Raw genomic sequence first — 17,214 nt, 5'->3', positions numbered from 1 at the left:
TACTCCGGCGCCCGCCCCCTCGACCTCTCGCCCCCGAACCCTTGCCCCCGACCTCCGGCACCCTGACGCCCCGGCACCTTGACCTGGTTTCACCTGCCGCCTCGGCCCCCCCGACCTGCCGCCCTCCACCCACCGTCCCCCACCCCCAAAGGCCTACCCAGGCGTGCGAAATGCCCCTCTCGGTTCGATATTGGCCGGTAACGGATCAGTCTTGAGGAGGCACTCCATGCGTGGAGCCACGCACGCCAAATGGGCCGCTTGCGCGGCGGCGGTAGCCCTCGCGGGGACGGCCTGCGGTGGGGACAGCGGCAGCGACAGCGGCAGCGGCAGCAGCGACGGGGGCGCCGCGCTGAGCTCCTCCTGGGGTGACCCGCAGAACCCGTTGGAGCCGGCCAACACCAACGAGGTGCAGGGCGGCAAGGTCCTCGACATGATCTTCCGGAGCCTGAAGAAGTACAACCCGGAGACCGGCAAGGCCGAGGACATGCTCGCCGAGAAGATCGACACGAGCGACTCGCAGAACTTCACGATCACGGTCAAGAGCGGCTGGACCTTCAGCAACGGCGAGAAGGTCACCGCCAAGTCGTTCGTGGACGCCTGGAACTACGGAGCCTCCCTCAAGAACAACCAGAAGAACGCCTACTTCTTCGGCTACATCGACGGATACGACAAGACGCACCCGGAGGACGGCAGCAAGCAGAGCGCCGACACCCTCTCCGGACTGAAGGTCACCGGCGCGCAGACCTTCACCGTCAAGCTCAACCAGAAGTTCTCGACCTTCCCCGACACCCTCGGCTACCCCGCCTACGCCCCGCTCCCGCAGGCCTTCTTCAACGACCACGCCGCCTGGCTGCAGAAGCCCGTCGGGAACGGGCCGTACACCATCGACTCGTACACCAAGGGCTCAGAGATGGCCCTGAAGAAGTGGGACGGCTACCCCGGCCCGGACAAGGCCCAGAACGGCGGAGTCACCCTCAAGGTCTACACCGACAACAACACCGCCTACACCGACCTCCTGGCCGGCAACCTCGACCTGGTGGACGACGTCCCGGCCGCCCAGCTCAAGAACGCCAAGAACGACCTCGGCGACCGCTACATCAACACCCCGGCCGGCATCATCCAGACCCTCGCCTTCCCGTTCTACGACAAGAGGTGGAACGCGCCCGGGATGGAGAAGGTCCGCACCGGCCTCTCCCGGGCGATCAACCGCGACCAGATCACGGAGACGATCTTCCAGAAGACCCGCACCCCCGCCACCGACTGGACCTCCCCGGTCCTCGGCAAGGAGGGCGGCTTCCAGGACGGACTGTGCGGGGACGCCTGCGACTACGACCCCGCCGCCGCCAAGAAGCTCATCCAGGACGGCGGCGGACTCCCCGGCGGTCAGATCAAGATCACGTACAACGCGGACACCGGCTCCCACAAGCAGTGGGTCGACGCCGTCTGCAACTCCATCAACAACGCGCTCGACAACGACAAGGCCTGCGTCGGCAACCCCGTCGGCACCTTCGCCGACTTCCGCAGCCAGATCACCGCGAAGAAGATGAGCGGCCCCTTCCGGGCGGGCTGGCAGATGGACTACCCGCTCATCCAGAACTTCCTCCAGCCGCTCTACTACACCAACGCCTCCTCCAACGACGGCAAGTGGTCCAACAAGGACTTCGACAAGCTCGTCAACGAGGCCAACGCCGAGACCGACACCACCAAGGCGGTGGAGAAGTTCCAGGAGGCCGAGAAGGTCGTACGGGACAACATGGCCGCCATCCCGCTCTGGTACCAGAACGGCAGCGCCGGCTACTCGGAGCGGCTCTCGAACGTGAAGCTCAACCCGTTCAGCGTCCCCGTCTACAACGAGATCAAGGTCGGCTGACCCCGCCATGGGACGGTACGTCGTCCGGCGTCTGCTCCAGATGATCCCGGTGTTCATCGGGTCGACCCTGCTGATCTTCCTCATGGTGAACGTGATGGGTGACCCCATCGCGGGCCTGTGCGGCGACAAGCAGTGCGACGCGGCGACGTCCGCCCAGCTCAAGAAGGAGTTCGGCCTCGACAAGCCGGTCTGGCAGCAGTACCTGACCTACATGGGCCACGTCTTCACCGGCGACTTCGGCACCGCGTTCAACGGCCAGAAGGTCACCGAGCTGATGGCGACGTCGTTCCCCGTGACCATCCGGCTGACGATCGTCGCGATCCTCATCGAGATCGTCGTCGGCATCACCCTGGGCGTGATCACCGGACTCAAGCGCGGCCGGCCCGTCGACACCTCGGTCCTCCTCCTCACCCTCGTCGTGATCTCCATCCCCACCTTCGTCACCGGTCTGCTGCTCCAGCTCCTCCTCGGCGTCGAGTGGGGCTGGATCAAACCCTCGGTGTCCACGGAGGCCGGCTTCGGCGAGCTGCTCGTGCCGGGCCTGGTCCTCGCGTCGGTGTCACTGGCGTACGTGACCCGGCTGACCCGCACGTCGATCGCGGAGAACCGGCGCTCGGACTACGTCCGTACGGCGGTGGCCAAGGGCCTGCCGAGACAGCGGGTCATCGTCAGGCATCTGCTCCGCAACTCGCTCATCCCGGTGGTCACCTTCATCGGCACCGACATCGGCGCCCTGATGGGCGGTGCGATCGTCACCGAGCGCATCTTCAACATCCACGGCGTGGGCTACCAGCTCTACCAGGGCATCCTGCGCCAGAACACCCAGACCGTGGTCGGTTTCGTCACCGTGCTCGTCCTGGTCTTCCTGGTCGCCAACCTGCTCGTCGACCTCCTGTACGCCGTCCTCGACCCCAGGATCCGCTATGCCTGAATCCCAGGAACAAGAGGGAGCCATCGCCGGGACCGGAGCGGGCGGTGCGATGGATCTCGCGGTGAGCGAGGCGACCACCCTGGAGAAGGGTCCCGACGATACGACTCCTCTGGACAAACCCCGCTCCCTCTGGTCCGACGCCTGGCGCGACCTGCGCCGCAACCCCGTCTTCATCATCTCCGCCCTGGTGATCATCTTCCTGGTCGTCATCTCCCTGTGGCCTTCGCTGATCACCTCGGGCAACCCCCTCAAGTGCGACCTCTCCAAGGCCCAGGAGGGCTCCCAGCCGGGCCATCCCTTCGGCTACGACGGCCAGGGCTGCGACGTCTACACGCGCACGGTGTACGGCGCCCGTACGTCGGTGACGGTGGGCGTCTGCGCCACGCTGGGCGTCGCGATCCTCGGGTCGGTCCTCGGCGGCCTCGCCGGGTTCTTCGGAGGCTTCTCCGACTCGATCCTGTCCCGCACCACCGACATCTTCTTCGCGATCCCGGTGGTCCTCGGCGGCCTGGTGCTCCTGTCGGTCGTCACGAGCAGCACGGTGTGGCCGGTCATCGGGTTCATGGTGCTGCTGGGGTGGCCGCAGATCTCCCGCATCGCGCGCGGCTCGGTCATCACCGCCAGACAGAACGACTACGTACAGGCCGCCAGGGCTCTCGGCGCCTCCAACTCCCGCCTGCTGCTGCGCCACATCGCCCCGAACGCGGTCGCCCCGGTGATCGTGGTCGCGACCATCGCGCTCGGCACCTACATCGCCCTGGAGGCGACCCTGTCCTACCTCGGCGTGGGCCTCAAACCCCCCACGGTCAGCTGGGGCATCGACATCTCCGCCGCCTCCGCCTACATCCGCAACGCCCCGCACATGCTCCTCTGGCCGGCCGGAGCCCTCGCGATCACGGTTCTCGCCTTCATCATGCTCGGCGACGCCGTCCGCGACGCCCTCGACCCGAAGCTGAGGTGAGCGGACGTGGTGCTGAGCGCGCGTGAGAGCAGCGGCAGTGCGGCGCGGCGGACCCCGCCCTCCTTCCGCCCGCACCATGTCGTCCTGCCCGGTGGCGCCGCACCAGACGCGCACCCCGAAGCCGAGGCGAGCGGCAGCGGCCCCCCGCGACCGCTCCGCGCGGGCAGGTCGGGATCCGGTCGCGGCGTGGCGCGGTGCGGCCGCCCGAGACGTCGTCGTCCGTCGCGCCATGCCCCGTCCGTCCCCGTTTTTTCCTGCGCGGCGCCACCCGCGACGCCCCGACCCGAAGCCGAGGTGAGTCGCCGTGCTGCTCGAAGTGCGTGATCTGCATGTGGAGTTCAGGACCCGGGACGGGGTCGCCAAGGCGGTCAACGGGGTCGACTACGGGGTGGACGAGGGCGAGACCCTCGCCGTGCTCGGGGAGTCGGGATCCGGGAAGTCGGTGACCGCGCAGGCGATCATGGGGATCCTCGACATTCCTCCGGGGAAGATCACCGGCGGCGAGATCGTCTTCCAGGGGCAGGACCTGCTGAAGCTGAAGGAGGACGAGCGGCGCAAGGTCCGTGGTGCCGAGATGGCGATGATCTTCCAGGACGCGCTGTCGTCGCTGAATCCCGTACTGAGCGTCGGGGACCAGCTCGGCGAGATGTTCGTCGTGCACCGCGGGATGTCGAAGAAGGACGCCCGGGCCAGGGCCGTCGAGCTGATGGACCGGGTGCGCATCCCGGCCGCCAAGGAGCGCGTGAGGGACTATCCGCACCAGTTCTCCGGGGGCATGCGCCAGCGCATCATGATCGCGATGGCGCTCGCCCTGGAACCCGCGCTGATCATCGCCGACGAACCGACGACCGCGCTCGACGTCACCGTCCAGGCCCAGGTGATGGAGCTGCTCGCCGAGCTCCAGCGCGAGTACAACATGGGGCTCATCCTCATCACCCACGACCTCGGTGTCGTCGCGGACGTGGCCGACCGGATCGCCGTCATGTACGCCGGACGGATCGTCGAGCAGGCCCCCGTCCACGACATCTACAAGGCGCCCGCCCACCCCTACACCCGCGGACTCCTCGACTCCATCCCCCGTCTCGACCAGAAGGGGCAGGAGCTGTACGCCATCAAGGGATTGCCGCCCAACTTGATGAACATCCCGCCGGGTTGCGCGTTCAACCCCCGGTGCCCGATGGCCCGGGACGTCTGCCGCACGGACGTACCGCCGCTGTACGACGTTGACGACGGACGGACGAGTGCCTGTCACTTCTGGACGGAGTGCCTCAATGGTTGAGCCGATCCTGGAAGTGGCTGGACTGGTCAAGCACTATCCCTTGACGCGGGGCATTCTGTTCAAGAAACAGGTCGGTTCCGTCAAGGCCGTCGACGGTGTGGACTTCACCCTCGGTAAGGGAGAGACCCTCGGCATCGTCGGGGAGTCCGGCTGCGGCAAGTCGACCGTGGCCAAGATGCTCGTCAATCTCGAGCGGCCGACCGCAGGGTCGATCAAGTTCAAGGGCGAGGACATCACCAAGCTCTCCGGCAAGGCGCTCAAGTCGGTCCGCCGCAATATCCAGATGGTCTTCCAGGACCCGTACACCTCGCTCAACCCCCGTATGACGGTCGGCGACATCATCGGGGAGCCGTACGACATCCACCCCGAGGTGGCCCCCAAGGGAGACCGGCGCAGGAAGGTCCAGGAGCTGCTGGACGTCGTGGGCCTCAACCCCGAGTACATCAACCGCTATCCGCACCAGTTCTCCGGCGGTCAGCGCCAACGCATCGGCATCGCGCGCGGACTGGCCCTGCGCCCGGAGGTCATCGTCGCCGACGAACCGGTCTCCGCCCTCGACGTCTCCGTGCAGGCCCAGGTGATCAACCTCCTCGACCGGCTCCAGAGCGAGTTCGAGCTGTCGTACCTCTTCATCGCGCACGACCTGTCGATCGTCCGGCACATCTCGGACCGGGTCGGGGTGATGTACCTCGGGCGGATCGTCGAGATCGGCCGGGACGCCGAGATCTACGACCATCCGACCCACCCGTACACCCAGGCGCTGCTGTCCGCCGTGCCGTTGCCCGACCCGGAGGCCCGCGAGCGCCGGGAGCGGATCATCCTCACGGGTGACGTCCCGTCCCCGACGAACATCCCGTCCGGGTGCCGCTTCCGTACCCGCTGCTGGAAGGCCCAGGAGCGCTGCGCGCTGGAGGTCCCGGCGTTGGCGGTGCCTGCCGAGTTCCGGTTCGCGGCCGGGCCCGCCGCACACGACTCGGCGTGCCACTTCGCGGAGGAGAAGCAGGTCGTCACGACCAAGGAGCCGGAGTAACACGGAGGCAACTTGACTGACCCGGTTCCGATATACGGACGCGTCAGTCTCTACGACGTACGGCCGTGCGGGTGCCGTAAGCGGGCCGGGACGCGCCATGTCGTCCCGGCCCGCTGCTGTTACTGCGCCGGCCCCAACGACCGCTTCAGGAAGTCCAGCTGAAGCCGCAGCAGATTCTCCGCGACCGTCTCCTGCGGGGTCATGTGGGTCACACCGGACAGCGGCAGCACCTCGTGCGGGCGGCCGGCGGCCAGCAGGGCCGAGGACAGGCGCAGGGAGTGGGCGACCACCACGTTGTCGTCCGCGAGGCCGTGGATGATCATCATCGGGCGGTGCGGCTCGGCCGCGTCGACCAGGCCCTCGTCGTGGACCAGCGAGTTGCGGCGGTAGACGGCCGGCTGCTCGTCCGGGTGGCCGAGGTAGCGCTCCTGGTAGTGGGTGTCGTACAGGCGCAGATCGCTGACGGGGGCGCCGACCACCGCCGCGTGGAAGACGTCGGGCCGGCGCAGCACCGCGAGGGCCGCCAGATAGCCGCCGAAGGACCAGCCGCGGATCCCGACCCGGGAGAGGTCGAGAGGGAAGTCCCCGGCGAGCGCCTGGAGGGCGTCGACCTGGTCCTGGAGGACGACCGCCGCGAGGTCGTCCCGGACCGCCTTCTCCCAGGCGGGGGAGCGGCCCGGGGTGCCCCGGCCGTCGGCCACGACCACCGCGAAGCCCTGGTCGGCGAACCACTGCGAGGTCAGGTGCGGATTGTGCGCGGCGACCACCCGCTGACCGTGCGGACCCCCGTACGGGTCCAGCAAAACCGGAAGGGGGCTGTCACCGGCGTAGTCCTGCGGCATAAGCACGGCGCACGGGATCTTTCGTGCGCCCCCCTCGATGAGGGTCACGCGCGGGGTCAAACCGGGATCTTCTGCGTACGACGTGACAGTCGCCGTCTCCTTGCCGTCGCGCAGTACCCGCGCGCGGGCGCCCGGCCGGTCGAGGGCCGCCGACACCAGCACGGTCACGCCCCCGGCGCGCACCGCCGAGTGCACGCCGGGCTCCTGCGACACCCGCTCCACCCCGAGCTCGTTCACCCGGTAGACGTGCACCTCGCCGGTCTCCGGTGACTCGGCCTCCGCACCGGCCGACGCCGAGACCAACACGTCGTCCCCGGTCACGTCCAGCACCGCGCGGACGTGCAACTGCGGTCCGGTCAGCGGGCGTTCACCGACCGCGAGCACCCGCGCGCCACCCTCGTCGGCGATCCGCACGAGCTGTCCCGAAGGGCTCCAACAGGGCACCCCGGGGAAAAGATCCAGCCAAATTGGATCTTCGTCCGCGTGCACCATCCGGGTCGCTCCGGACTCCGGGTCCACCGCGAGATACAACTGACTGCGCTGGTCGCGCGCCTGTACGAGCAGCAGCGGAGCGCCCGCCGCTGACCAGTGCACATGGGCCAGATACGGATAGCGCCCCCGGTCCCAGGAGACCTCCGTGCGGGCCCCGTCCAGGGCCAGCACGAACAGCCGTACCTCCGCGTTGGAGGTGCCCGCGGCCGGGTACGGGACGTGGTGTGGCTCACGGTCCGGGTGGGCCGGGTCGGAGATCCACCAGCGCCGCACCGGCGTGTCGTCCACCCGCGCGACCAGCAGCCGGTCCGACTGCGGCGACCACCAGAAACCCCGCGACCGGCCCATCTCCTCGGCCGCGATGAACTCCGCGAGACCGTAGGTGACGTGGTCCGACTCCGGGACGGCGAGCGCCCGGTCCCCTTCGCCCTCGGCGCCCACGACCCTCAGGGCGCCCTGGGCGACGTACGCGACGTGCCGTCCGTCGGGGGCCGGGCGCGGGTCGATCACCGGTCCGGGGACGGGCAGTTCACGTGCTGTGCCGGCGCGCAGCTCCGCCGTGAAAAGCCGCCCTGACAAGGCGAAAGAGGCCAACTCGACGGCTGCGTCGGTGGCGTGGCCGATGATGCCGGCACCGCCCTCGCGGCTGCGCTCGCGGCGCGCCCGCTCCTCGGGCGAGAGGTGCTCCTCGGCGCCACCCAGGAGAGCGCGCGGGTCGGCCGCCACGCGCTCCCAGCCGTCCGCCGTGTCGAGCACCCACAGTGAATTGGCCCGGTCCGTGCCGGAGTTCGAGCGCAGGAACACGACACGCGATCCGTCGGGCGCCACGGTGAACGCGCGCGGCGCGCCGAGCGTGAAGCGCTGGGTACGGGCGTGCCGGCGGGGGAAGGAGTCAGGCTCGGTCGTCATGCCCCGACCATATTGGCCATGCGCCCCCTTGTGCGGCCGTGCGCCGACGGATGCGCAGGCCCGGATAGTTATGATCACTACCGCATAGTGGGTATGCACCTGCTGGCTGACGTATGGATTTATCTGCCCCCTGGTCCGACCCCCCGCGCTCTTGGGATCTTTGGAGGTGAGCCGCCGTGGCACTCTCGATTTCGGCGGTGGTGCTGCTGGCGATCATCGTCTTCTTGTTGGTCAAGAAGTCGGGATTGAAGGGCGGGCATGCCGTCGTGTGCATCCTGCTCGGCTTCTATCTCGCCGCCTCTTCGATCGCACCGACGATCAGTGAGCTGACGACCAACATCGCGGGCATGATCAGCAGTATCAAGTTCTGAGACCGGCTGAGCGGGACTGTCGGTGGCTCCTCGTAGGGTGGGGCCATGACGGAACAGCCCGCTCGGCGTCTTCTCCTGGTGCACGCGCACCCGGACGACGAGTCGATCAACAACGGCGCGACCATGGCCAGGTACGCGGCCGAGGGCGCCCGGGTGACCCTGGTCACCTGCACCCTCGGCGAGCGTGGCGAGGTCATCCCGCCGGAGCTGCGGCATCTGACCGGCGCCGGCCTCGCTCAGGAGCGTGAGCGCGAGCTGGCCGCGGCCATGGAGCGACTGGGCGTCGAGGACTTCGGTTTCCTCGGCGGCCGCGGCCGGTACCAGGACTCCGGGATGATGGGCACCGCCGACAACGACAACCCGCACTGCTTCTGGCGTGCCGACGTCGACGAGGCGGCCCGCCATCTCGTCGAGGTGATCCTGGAAGTGCGTCCCCAGGTCCTCGTCACCTACGACGACCACGGCGGATACGGCCACCCCGACCACATCCAGGCCCACCGGGTCGCCATGCGCGCCGTCGAGCTCGCCGCCGGGGCGGGCTGGACGATCGAGAAGGTCTACTGGAACCGCGTACCGCGCGCGGTCGGCGAGCAGGCCTTCGCGCGACTCCACGACGACCTGCCCGGCCTCCCCTTCACCAAGGCCGCCGTCCTCGACGACGTACCAGGTGTGGTGGACGACGAGCGCATCACCACGGAGATCGACGGCACGGCGTACACCGCCGCCAAGAGCGCCGCGATGGCCGCGCACGCGACCCAGATCGACGTCTCCGGGGCGTACTTCGCGCTCTCGAACGAACTCGCGCAACCCCTCTTCACCACCGAGTACTACCAATTGGTGAGTGGGGAACACGGGGAGACCAAGGAGACCGACCTGTTCTCCGGGATCGAGGGCACATCATGAGCGACCGCACGTCGATGCTGGCCCAGCCCCTGCAGCGCCCCTCCGCCGGACGGGCCGCCGCCTACCTCGGTCTTTTCGTGCTCGGCGCGGTCGTGGGGCTCGCCGGAGCGCTGGTGCAGGGCGGCTGGTTCCCGGGCGGACTGCTGCTCGCGCTGCTCGGCGAGGCCGGACTGCTGCTCGGCGGAGCGCGCGCCGCCGACAGCCGCGCCGGAGCCGTCGCGCCCGCGGGCGGCTGGATGCTCGCCGTCATCTTTCTCACCGCCAGCCGTCCGGAAGGCGACTTCGTCTTCGCCGCAGGAAGTGGCTCCTATCTCTTCCTGCTCGGTGGCATGGCTTTGGCTGTGATCTGCGCCACCCTTGGGCGAGGGCGGCAACCGGGCGGCGACCCCGTCCGACTTGGCAAGTGACGTACCACTTCTCCGCATCGCGCGCGTGCGAGTCCCGTGTGGGTTTCCTCAGCGGTCGTGGGATACAGGCCAGAAGTGGCCAGTATGGTGGTGCGCGCCGCCGAGCCGCCCGAAGCACTGAGGTCGAACCGGGCGGTGGAGCCAACCAGGAGAACCTGCCTTGAGTCGTGAAACTGACAGTCCGTCCTCCGGGCCCAACGGGCGCGGCGGAGCCGCCTACCCCTCGGGCACGCCGCCGTACGGGACACCCCAGGTGTCCGACGGCGGTCCGGACGCGGGCCGTTCGGCCGCGCAGCCGGAGGAACGCAAGACCGAGACCACGCTGACGACCCGAATCCGGATCAACATCCCCGGATCGCGGCCCATTCCGCCGGTCGTCGTGCGTCAGCCCGTTGGCGAGACGGAGAACTCCGGCGACAGAGGCCAGGACACCCAGGCGTCGGCGCCGAGTCCCTCCTCGACCACGGGCACCGTCGAACTGCCCGCCGACCCCGCGCCGCCCGCCGCCGATGAGAAGGCGAGCGACTGGTTCGCGCCCCGCAAGTCCGGCCCCGCCAAGGGCGGTCCGGGCGAGGGTGCCACCAACGGGGCGGGTCTGCAGGGCGGTTCGGGTGCGGGTGCGCCCGGTACCGGTGCGCCGGGTGGTGCGGGCTCGGGTGCCGGTGCGTCCGGTGGCCGCCACGGTGGCTCGAGCGCGGCCGCGTCCGGTGGTGCGCGTCACGGGGCCGGTCGGCCCGGTGGTGTGGTCGGCTCCATGAGCATGCCCGGCGGCTCCCGCCCCGGCGGGACGAACGGCGCCGGGCTCACGGGCGCCACCGGCGGTCCGGTGGCCCCCGGCCACGGCGGCGGCACCGGCTCCTTCGACGTCACCGAGGCCCTGAACGCCGGCCCGCGCGGCACCGAACCCCGCCGCGACGACCTCCCGTACTTCGCGGAGAACGGCAACGGCTCCGGCAGCCCGAACGGGGAGAACGGCCAGGGCGGGTACGGCGGCCAGAACGGCCAGAACGCTCAGAACGGCCAGGACGCCCTGAGCGGCCATGGCGGGTTCGGCGGCCCTGGCGGTCACGACGGCCCGAACGGTCAGAGCGGCTTCGGCACGCAGGGCGGCCCCGGCGGACAGAACGGCCAGATCGACTACGGCGGCGGCTTCGGCGGACCGAAGGGTCCCGGCGGCCCGGGCGGACCCCAGGGCCCCGCGGGCCCGACCGGCGGCCCGGTCACCGGCGACGGCCCGGTCGTGCCGCCCGCAGGACCGGACCCCTTCGCCGGGGCCGAGTCCTTCGGCGGCGAGTCCTTCAACGGTTCCGACGGCTTCGGCGGTCAGGGCGGCCCTGGCGGTCAGGGCGGACCCGGTGGCCCGGGCGGCCCGAGTGGCGCACGCGGCCCCGGCGGCCCTGGCGCTTCCCGCGGTCCGGGCGGCACACGCGGTCCAGGTGCCCCAGGCGCTCCCGGAATCTCCGGCGGGCTCGCCGGCCCCGGTGCCCCAGGCGTCTCCGGCGGTCAGGCCGGCCAGGGCGGCCCCGGCACCCTCGGTCGCCCGGGTGGCCCCGGCGCCCCCGCCCCCGGCGGTGTCCCCGGCGCGGGCCTCGGCCCCGGCGGCGGTCTGAGCGACGACACCGCGATCCTCACCCCGCAGAAGCCGGCCCCCGGACCGGGCGCCCCCGGCTTCGGCAACCCCGACAACGTCTCCGGGCACACCGTCACCAGCGGCATCCCGGTCGTGCCGCCCGGCGCCCAGAACGCCCCCTTCGGGCCCGGCGCCGACGGCCGTACGCCCCCGAAGCTGCCCGACACCGCGTCGCAGGAAGCTTCGGCCGCCGCGCCCAAGAAGAAGAAAAAGAAGGGCCGCAGCAAGGTGGCCCTGCTCGGCGGCACCGTGGTCCTCCTCGGTGTCGGTGCCTACGGCGCCGGCCTCCTGATGAACCGCTCCGACGTGCCCAAGGGCACCACCGTGCTCGGCGTGGACATCGGCGGCGGTACCCGCGACGACGCCGTCAAGAAGCTCGACGACGCCCTCGGCGACCGGGTGAACGAGGCCCTGAAGCTGTCGGTCGGCGGCGACACCGTCTCGCTCAAGCCGGACCAGGCGGGCCTCCAGCTCGACGATCAGGCCACGGTCGCCGCGGCCGCGAAGAGCGACTACAACCCGGTCTCCGTCATCGGCTCCCTGTTCGGCAACCACCGGGTCGTCGACCCGGTCATGCCGGTCGACGAGGAGAAGCTCCAGGCCGCCCTGGAGGACGCCTCGGGCGGCGCCGGCTCGGCGACCGACGGCACGATCAAGTTCGCGAACGGCAAGGCCGTCGCCGTCTATGGCAAGGCCGGCAAGGGCATCGACGTGGCCAGGTCGACCACCGCGGTCGAGGACGCGTACCGCACCCAGGTGGAGACCGGCGCCGCCGGCTCGGTCACGCTGCCGACGACCACCAAGCAGCCGTCGGTCTCGAACGCCGAGGTCGACCGGATGATGAAGGAGTTCGCGGAGCCCGCGATGTCCCAGCGCGTCACGATCCGGACCGACGCGACGCACAGCATCGACTTCGGCTCGCTGTCCCTGCCGAAGATCCTCGGCTTCAAGGCGGTCGACGGCAAGCTCGTGGAGACGTACAACCTCGAAGCGCTCAAGGAGGCGTACGGCGCCACCTTCGACGGCGTGCAGATCAACGGCGCGAGCGGCAAGCGCGACGTCCTGCCGCAGGATGTCGCCTCCGCGCTGGGCAAGGCGCTGCGCGGCAAGACGGCGGCCGATCGCGTCGTGGTCATCGACACCGACCCGAGCTGACCGAGCCGCGAGAACCGCACCGGAGTGCCGCCCGACATGACATCTGTCATGCGGCACTCCGGACGGCCGACACTGCCCGCGGCCGCACCCGCGAAGCCACCATGGCCGTATGACAACGACAGCCCCGGTGGTCGCGTTCGACCAGGTGAGCAAGGCGTACGGCGCGGTACGCGCCGTGGACGGACTGACCCTGACCCTGCGGCCGGGGGAGACCGTGGCGCTGCTCGGCCCCAACGGCGCCGGCAAGTCCACCTCCCTCGACCTGCTGCTCGGCCTCAAGCAGCCCGACAGCGGCAGCGTCCGGCTCTTCGGCACCACCCCGCGTGAGGCGATCGTCGCCGGACGCGTGGGCGCGATGCTGCAGAGCGGTGGGCTGATGGACGAGGTCACCGTCGCCGAACTGGTACGGCTCGCCTGCGACCTGCACCCCAAGCCGTACCAGGTGAACGACGTCCTGGCCCGCGCCGGCATCGCCCAGATAGCCGACCGCAAGGTCAACAAGCTCTCCGGCGGCCAGGCCCAGCGCGTCCGCTTCGCCCTCGCGACCGCGGGCGACAGCGACCTGATCGTCCTCGACGAACCCACGACCGGCATGGACGTCACCACCCGCCAGGCCTTCTGGGCCACCATGCGCGAACAGGCCGACCAGGGCCGCACCGTCCTCTTCGCCACCCACTACCTCGAAGAGGCCGACGCCATCGCCGACCGGGTGCTGGTGCTGCACCGGGGCCGCCTGCTGGCCGACGGCACGGCCGCCGAGATCAAGGCCAAGGCGGGCGCCCGCAGGATCGCCTTCGACCTGGAGGGCACGATCGACGAGGCGCCCCTGCGCGCTCTGCCGTTCCTCACCTCCGTCACTGTGTCGAAAAGCGGCTCCGCCGCGGGCAGCGGCCAGACGATCCGCATCCAGTCCACCGACGCCGACGCGACCGTCCACGCCCTCTACGGACTCGGCGTCTACCCCCGCAACCTCGAAGTCGCCGGGCTCGGTCTGGAGCAGGCCTTCGTCGCCATCACCGCCGCCGAGGAGGCGAAGTCGAAGTGAACAGCCTCATCAAGCTGGAACTCACCCGCGCCCTGCGCAACCGCAAGTTCCTGTTCTTCTCCGTGATGTACCCGTCGCTGCTGTTCCTGCTCATCGCGGGCAACGCCGACAGCACGTCGAAGGTCGACGGCACGGGCCTGACCCTGCCGACCTACATGATGGTTTCGATGGCCTCCTTCGGCGCCCTGACCGCCGTCCTGATGGGCAACAGCGAGCGCATCGCCAAGGAGCGGGAGGGCGGCTGGGTACGGCAGTTGAGACTGACCCCGCTGCCGGGACGCGGCTATGTGTTCGCGAAGACGGCGAGCGCGGCCGTGGTGAGCCTGCCCTCGATCGTGGTCGTGTTCGTCGTCGCCGCGGTCGTGAAGGACGTACGCCTGGACGCCTGGCAGTGGCTCGCCCTCACCGGCGCGATCTGGGCCGGAAGCCTCGTCTTCGCCGCGCTCGGCGTCGCCATCGGCTACCTCGCCACCGGGGACGCGGTCCGCCCGATCACGATGATCACCTACTTCGGCCTGTCGATGCTGGGCGGCCTGTGGATGCCCACGACGACCTTCCCGCAGTGGCTCCAGGACATCGCCAAGTGGCTGCCCACGCACGCGTACGCTGCCCTCGGGCAGGCCATCGAGCAGAGCCGCGCCCCGCACGCACAGGACATCGCCGTCCTGGCCGTCTCCTTCGCCCTGTTCGCGGGCGGAGCGGCCTGGCTGTACCGGAAGGACACGTTGAAGGCGTGAGCGGCACCGGCGTCGGGATCGGGCAGCGCCCGGAGACCCGCAAGCAGACGATGGTCAAGATGCTGTGGACGGGCATCTGGCTGGTCTATCTGAGCGCACCCGTCTCGGACCTCCTGCACGGCGGCCACGGGGCCGTGGCCGTCGTCCTCGGCTGGCTCGGCCTCGCGGGCTTCGTCGCCTGGTACCTGGCCCTGCTGTTCAGGACCGGCCGCCGCAACGCCCAGAACTTCGTCCTCGTCTCCCTCGCGGTCCTCTCGGCCGAGTCGACCCTGCTCGTCCTCACCCTGGGCCGCGAGTGGCTCGTCCTCTTCGTGTACGTGTCGATCGCGTCCGGCGCGGCCCTGCCGCTGCGGCTCGCCCGCTGGACCATCCCGGCCGCGTCCGCCCTGATGGCGAGCCTCGCCCTGGTCGTCGCCGACGGCACGGACTACATCGGCGCCCTCCTCATCCCGGCGCTGCTCGGCGGCTTCGCGATGACCGGCGTACGCGAACTCGTCCGTACGACCATCGAGTTGCGGGAGGCCAGGGCGCGGGTCGCCCAGCTCGCCGCCAACGAGGAACGCCTGCGCCTGGCCAGGGACCTGCACGACCTCCTCGGCCACTCCCTGTCCCTCATCACCCTGAAGAGCGAACTGGCGGGCCGGATGCTCCCCGCCCACCCCGAGAAGGCGGCCCAGCAGGTCGCCGACATCGAACAGGTCAGCCGCCAGGCCCTGGTGGACGTCCGTGAGGCGGTCACCGGCTACCGGCGCGCCCGCCTGGCCGCGGAACTCGCGGGCGCCCAGGTCGCGTTGACGGCCGCCGGAGTCAACCCCGCGCTGCCCGCCGAACCCGACCTCACCGGCGTCCCCGAGGAGAGCGAGTCGGCCCTGGCCTGGGCGCTGCGCGAGGCGGTCACCAATGTCGTACGGCACAGCGGCGCCCGCGGCTGCACGGTGGAACTGTTGCGCCGCCAGACCCTCGACGGACCGAGGCTCGAACTCACCGTGGAGGACGACGGCTCGGGCGGCCCGGGCAACGTTCCGGGCAACGGCCTGACCGGTCTCACCGAGCGCCTGGAGAAGGCCGGCGGCACCCTGGAGGCCACCGGCACCCGGCACGGCTTCCGCCTGGTCGCCCGGGTGCCCGCCGGTTCCGCGGCCGACGTAGGATCCGCCACATGACGAGCCGCACGATCAAGGTCCTGCTCGCCGAGGACCAGTCGATGGTCCGCGAGGCCCTGGCCGCCCTGCTCGGCCTGGAGGACGACATCGAGGTCGTCGCCCAAGTGGCCCGCGGCGACGAGGTCCTGGCGGCGGCCCGCGCCCACGACATCGACGTGGCCCTCATGGACATCGAGATGCCGGGCGCGACGGGCATAGAGGCGGCGGCCCAACTCCACAAGGAACTCCCGGCGGTGAAGCTCGTGATCCTCACGACCTTCGGCCGCCCCGGCTATCTCCGCAGCGCGATGGAATCGGGTGCCGACGCCTTCCTCGTCAAGGACGCCCCCGCCGCCCAACTGGCGCAGGCGGTTCGCAAAGTACTGGCGGGGGAGCGGGTCATCGACCCCACCCTGGCGGCAGCGGCGCTGGCAGAGGGCGCGAACCCGTTGACGGACCGGGAGCGAGAGATCCTCCGAGCGGCGGCCGACGGCTCCACGAACGCGGAGTTGGCGCAGACCCTCCACCTGTCCCAGGGCACGGTCCGCAACTACCTCTCCACGGCCATCCAGAAGCTGGCGGTACGGAACCGGGCGGAGGCAGTCCGGATCGCGAGGGAGAAGGGCTGGCTGTGACGCCCTAGTTCAACATCGCCCGTGCGGCGTGAGCCTGCTGCCGCACGCGCGCCGCCCCCGGCTCGTCGACGGCCGCCACCACCTCGGCGTACGCGTCCAACTCGACGGCTCCCTGGACGAAGTCCCCCCGCTGGACGAACAACTGGGCCCGCTCGTACCGCAGTCGGGCCGGGTGGGACGGCAACAGCAGCGACAGCTCCACGGCCCACAGGGCCACGTCCGACCGTTCGGGCCTGGCCGCGGCCCAGGCCCGGACGTTGTTCAGGATCCGCTGTACGACGTCCAGCGGATCCGCCGGACTCAGCATCGACGGATCCAGCGAACTCCCCGTCGCCCCGGCGACCAGCAACTCCGCGTCGCCACCGCTCAACACCCGCCCTCCATCGAACGGATCGGCCAGCACCTGCTCCTGAGGCGGCCCGAACCCGACCACGAAATGCCCCGGCAGCGCCACCCCGTACACCGGAGCCCCCGCCCGCCGGGCCACCTCCATCCACACCACGGACAGCAGGATCGGCAGCCCCCTGCGCCGCCGTAGCACCTCATGCAGCAGGGAGGACTCCAGCCGCTGGTAGTCCACCGGCGCGCCACGGAACCCGCAGCGGTCCCCGAGCAGCTCCCGCAGTGACACCGCCCACGACCGCGGACCACCCGGCCGGAACGGCAACTGCCCGGCCAGCCGGTCGAGTTCGATCTGGGCCGCGTCGATGCCGGTCTCGTCGAGCGACCCGTCCGCCTGCGCCCCGACGAGCAGACACAGCGCGGACAGATCCGGCCGCTCGGACCGCGCCTCTTCGGCGAACCGCCTCCGGAGCTCGGCGGAACGTTCGGGCGGGGGCGGAAACGGGGGACGCATAGCTGGCTCGTGCCCTTTC

Annotated in this window: 15 protein-coding genes; 13 read left to right on the top strand and 2 right to left on the bottom strand. The window is 70.5% G+C overall.

What is annotated here, in order from left to right; genetic code table 11:
* Positions 1-226 precede the first annotated feature (226 nt).
* From AQJ46_RS05925 to AQJ46_RS05905, 5 genes are all read left to right on the top strand, one after another.
* Positions 227-1,870 carry a peptide ABC transporter substrate-binding protein gene (locus tag AQJ46_RS05925; protein WP_059204593.1) on the top strand — a complete coding sequence of 548 codons (1,644 nt, stop codon included), beginning with the start codon at positions 227-229 and terminating at the stop codon, positions 1,868-1,870.
* A 7-nt stretch (positions 1,871-1,877) separates the two neighbouring features.
* Complete coding sequence (locus AQJ46_RS05920; protein WP_059204592.1) at positions 1,878-2,801, top strand: ABC transporter permease; 924 nt, start codon at positions 1,878-1,880, stop codon at positions 2,799-2,801.
* Complete coding sequence (locus tag AQJ46_RS05915; protein WP_057610030.1) at positions 2,794-3,762, top strand: ABC transporter permease; 969 nt, start codon at positions 2,794-2,796, stop codon at positions 3,760-3,762. Before AQJ46_RS05920 ends, AQJ46_RS05915 begins: the two co-directional genes overlap by 8 nt.
* A 304-nt stretch (positions 3,763-4,066) precedes the next feature.
* Positions 4,067-5,041, top strand: coding sequence for an ABC transporter ATP-binding protein (locus tag AQJ46_RS05910; protein WP_059204591.1), 975 nt, complete (start codon positions 4,067-4,069; stop codon positions 5,039-5,041).
* Positions 5,034-6,071, top strand: coding sequence for an ABC transporter ATP-binding protein (locus AQJ46_RS05905; protein WP_059204590.1), 1,038 nt, complete (start codon positions 5,034-5,036; stop codon positions 6,069-6,071). Before AQJ46_RS05910 ends, AQJ46_RS05905 begins: the two co-directional genes overlap by 8 nt.
* 119 nt (positions 6,072-6,190) lie before the next feature.
* On the opposite strand, the gene AQJ46_RS05900 is transcribed toward AQJ46_RS05905, so the two are convergent.
* Positions 6,191-8,314, bottom strand: coding sequence for a S9 family peptidase (locus AQJ46_RS05900; RefSeq protein ID WP_059204589.1), 2,124 nt, complete (start codon positions 8,312-8,314; stop codon positions 6,191-6,193).
* 176 nt (positions 8,315-8,490) lie between these two features.
* Here AQJ46_RS05900 and AQJ46_RS05895 point away from each other — a divergent pair, with 176 nt between their 5' ends.
* From AQJ46_RS05895 to AQJ46_RS05860, 8 genes are all read left to right on the top strand, one after another.
* Positions 8,491-8,685: an SH2 domain-containing protein gene (locus tag AQJ46_RS05895; RefSeq protein ID WP_059204588.1), complete on the top strand. Its 195-nt coding sequence runs from the start codon at positions 8,491-8,493 to the stop codon at positions 8,683-8,685.
* Between the two features lie 45 nt (positions 8,686-8,730).
* A complete protein-coding gene (gene mshB / locus AQJ46_RS05890; protein WP_059204587.1) occupies positions 8,731-9,588 on the top strand; it encodes an N-acetyl-1-D-myo-inositol-2-amino-2-deoxy-alpha-D-glucopyranoside deacetylase in 858 nt (285 codons plus the stop codon).
* A complete protein-coding gene (locus tag AQJ46_RS05885) occupies positions 9,585-9,995 on the top strand; it encodes a DUF6113 family protein (RefSeq protein WP_059204586.1) in 411 nt (136 codons plus the stop codon). The genes mshB and AQJ46_RS05885 overlap by 4 nt, the downstream gene beginning before the upstream one ends.
* 160 nt (positions 9,996-10,155) lie before the next feature.
* Positions 10,156-12,780: a hypothetical protein gene (locus tag AQJ46_RS55355; RefSeq protein WP_059204585.1), complete on the top strand. Its 2,625-nt coding sequence runs from the start codon at positions 10,156-10,158 to the stop codon at positions 12,778-12,780.
* A gap of 109 nt (positions 12,781-12,889) precedes the next feature.
* Complete coding sequence (locus tag AQJ46_RS05875; RefSeq protein WP_059204584.1) at positions 12,890-13,825, top strand: ABC transporter ATP-binding protein; 936 nt, start codon at positions 12,890-12,892, stop codon at positions 13,823-13,825.
* Positions 13,822-14,562, top strand: a complete 741-nt coding sequence (locus tag AQJ46_RS05870; RefSeq protein WP_059204583.1) for an ABC transporter permease — start codon at positions 13,822-13,824, stop codon at positions 14,560-14,562. Before AQJ46_RS05875 ends, AQJ46_RS05870 begins: the two co-directional genes overlap by 4 nt.
* On the top strand, positions 14,559-15,725 hold the full coding sequence (locus AQJ46_RS05865; RefSeq protein ID WP_059204582.1) for a sensor histidine kinase: 1,167 nt from the start codon (positions 14,559-14,561) through the stop codon (positions 15,723-15,725). Before AQJ46_RS05870 ends, AQJ46_RS05865 begins: the two co-directional genes overlap by 4 nt.
* Positions 15,722-16,339, top strand: coding sequence for a response regulator transcription factor (locus AQJ46_RS05860; protein ID WP_059204581.1), 618 nt, complete (start codon positions 15,722-15,724; stop codon positions 16,337-16,339). The genes AQJ46_RS05865 and AQJ46_RS05860 overlap by 4 nt, the downstream gene beginning before the upstream one ends.
* 4 nt (positions 16,340-16,343) lie before the next feature.
* On the opposite strand, the gene AQJ46_RS05855 is transcribed toward AQJ46_RS05860, so the two are convergent.
* Positions 16,344-17,195 (bottom strand): transglutaminase family protein, encoded by an 852-nt coding sequence (locus AQJ46_RS05855; protein ID WP_059204580.1) that lies wholly within the window; start codon positions 17,193-17,195, stop codon positions 16,344-16,346.
* Between the last annotated feature and the right edge of the window lie 19 nt (positions 17,196-17,214).

The sequence above is a fragment of the Streptomyces canus genome, from assembly GCF_001514145.1.
GTDB classification, from domain to species: Bacteria; Actinomycetota; Actinomycetes; order Streptomycetales; family Streptomycetaceae; genus Streptomyces; species Streptomyces canus.
Note: the sequence above shows the minus strand (reverse complement) of the source record. Positions and strands in the feature narration are given on the sequence as shown.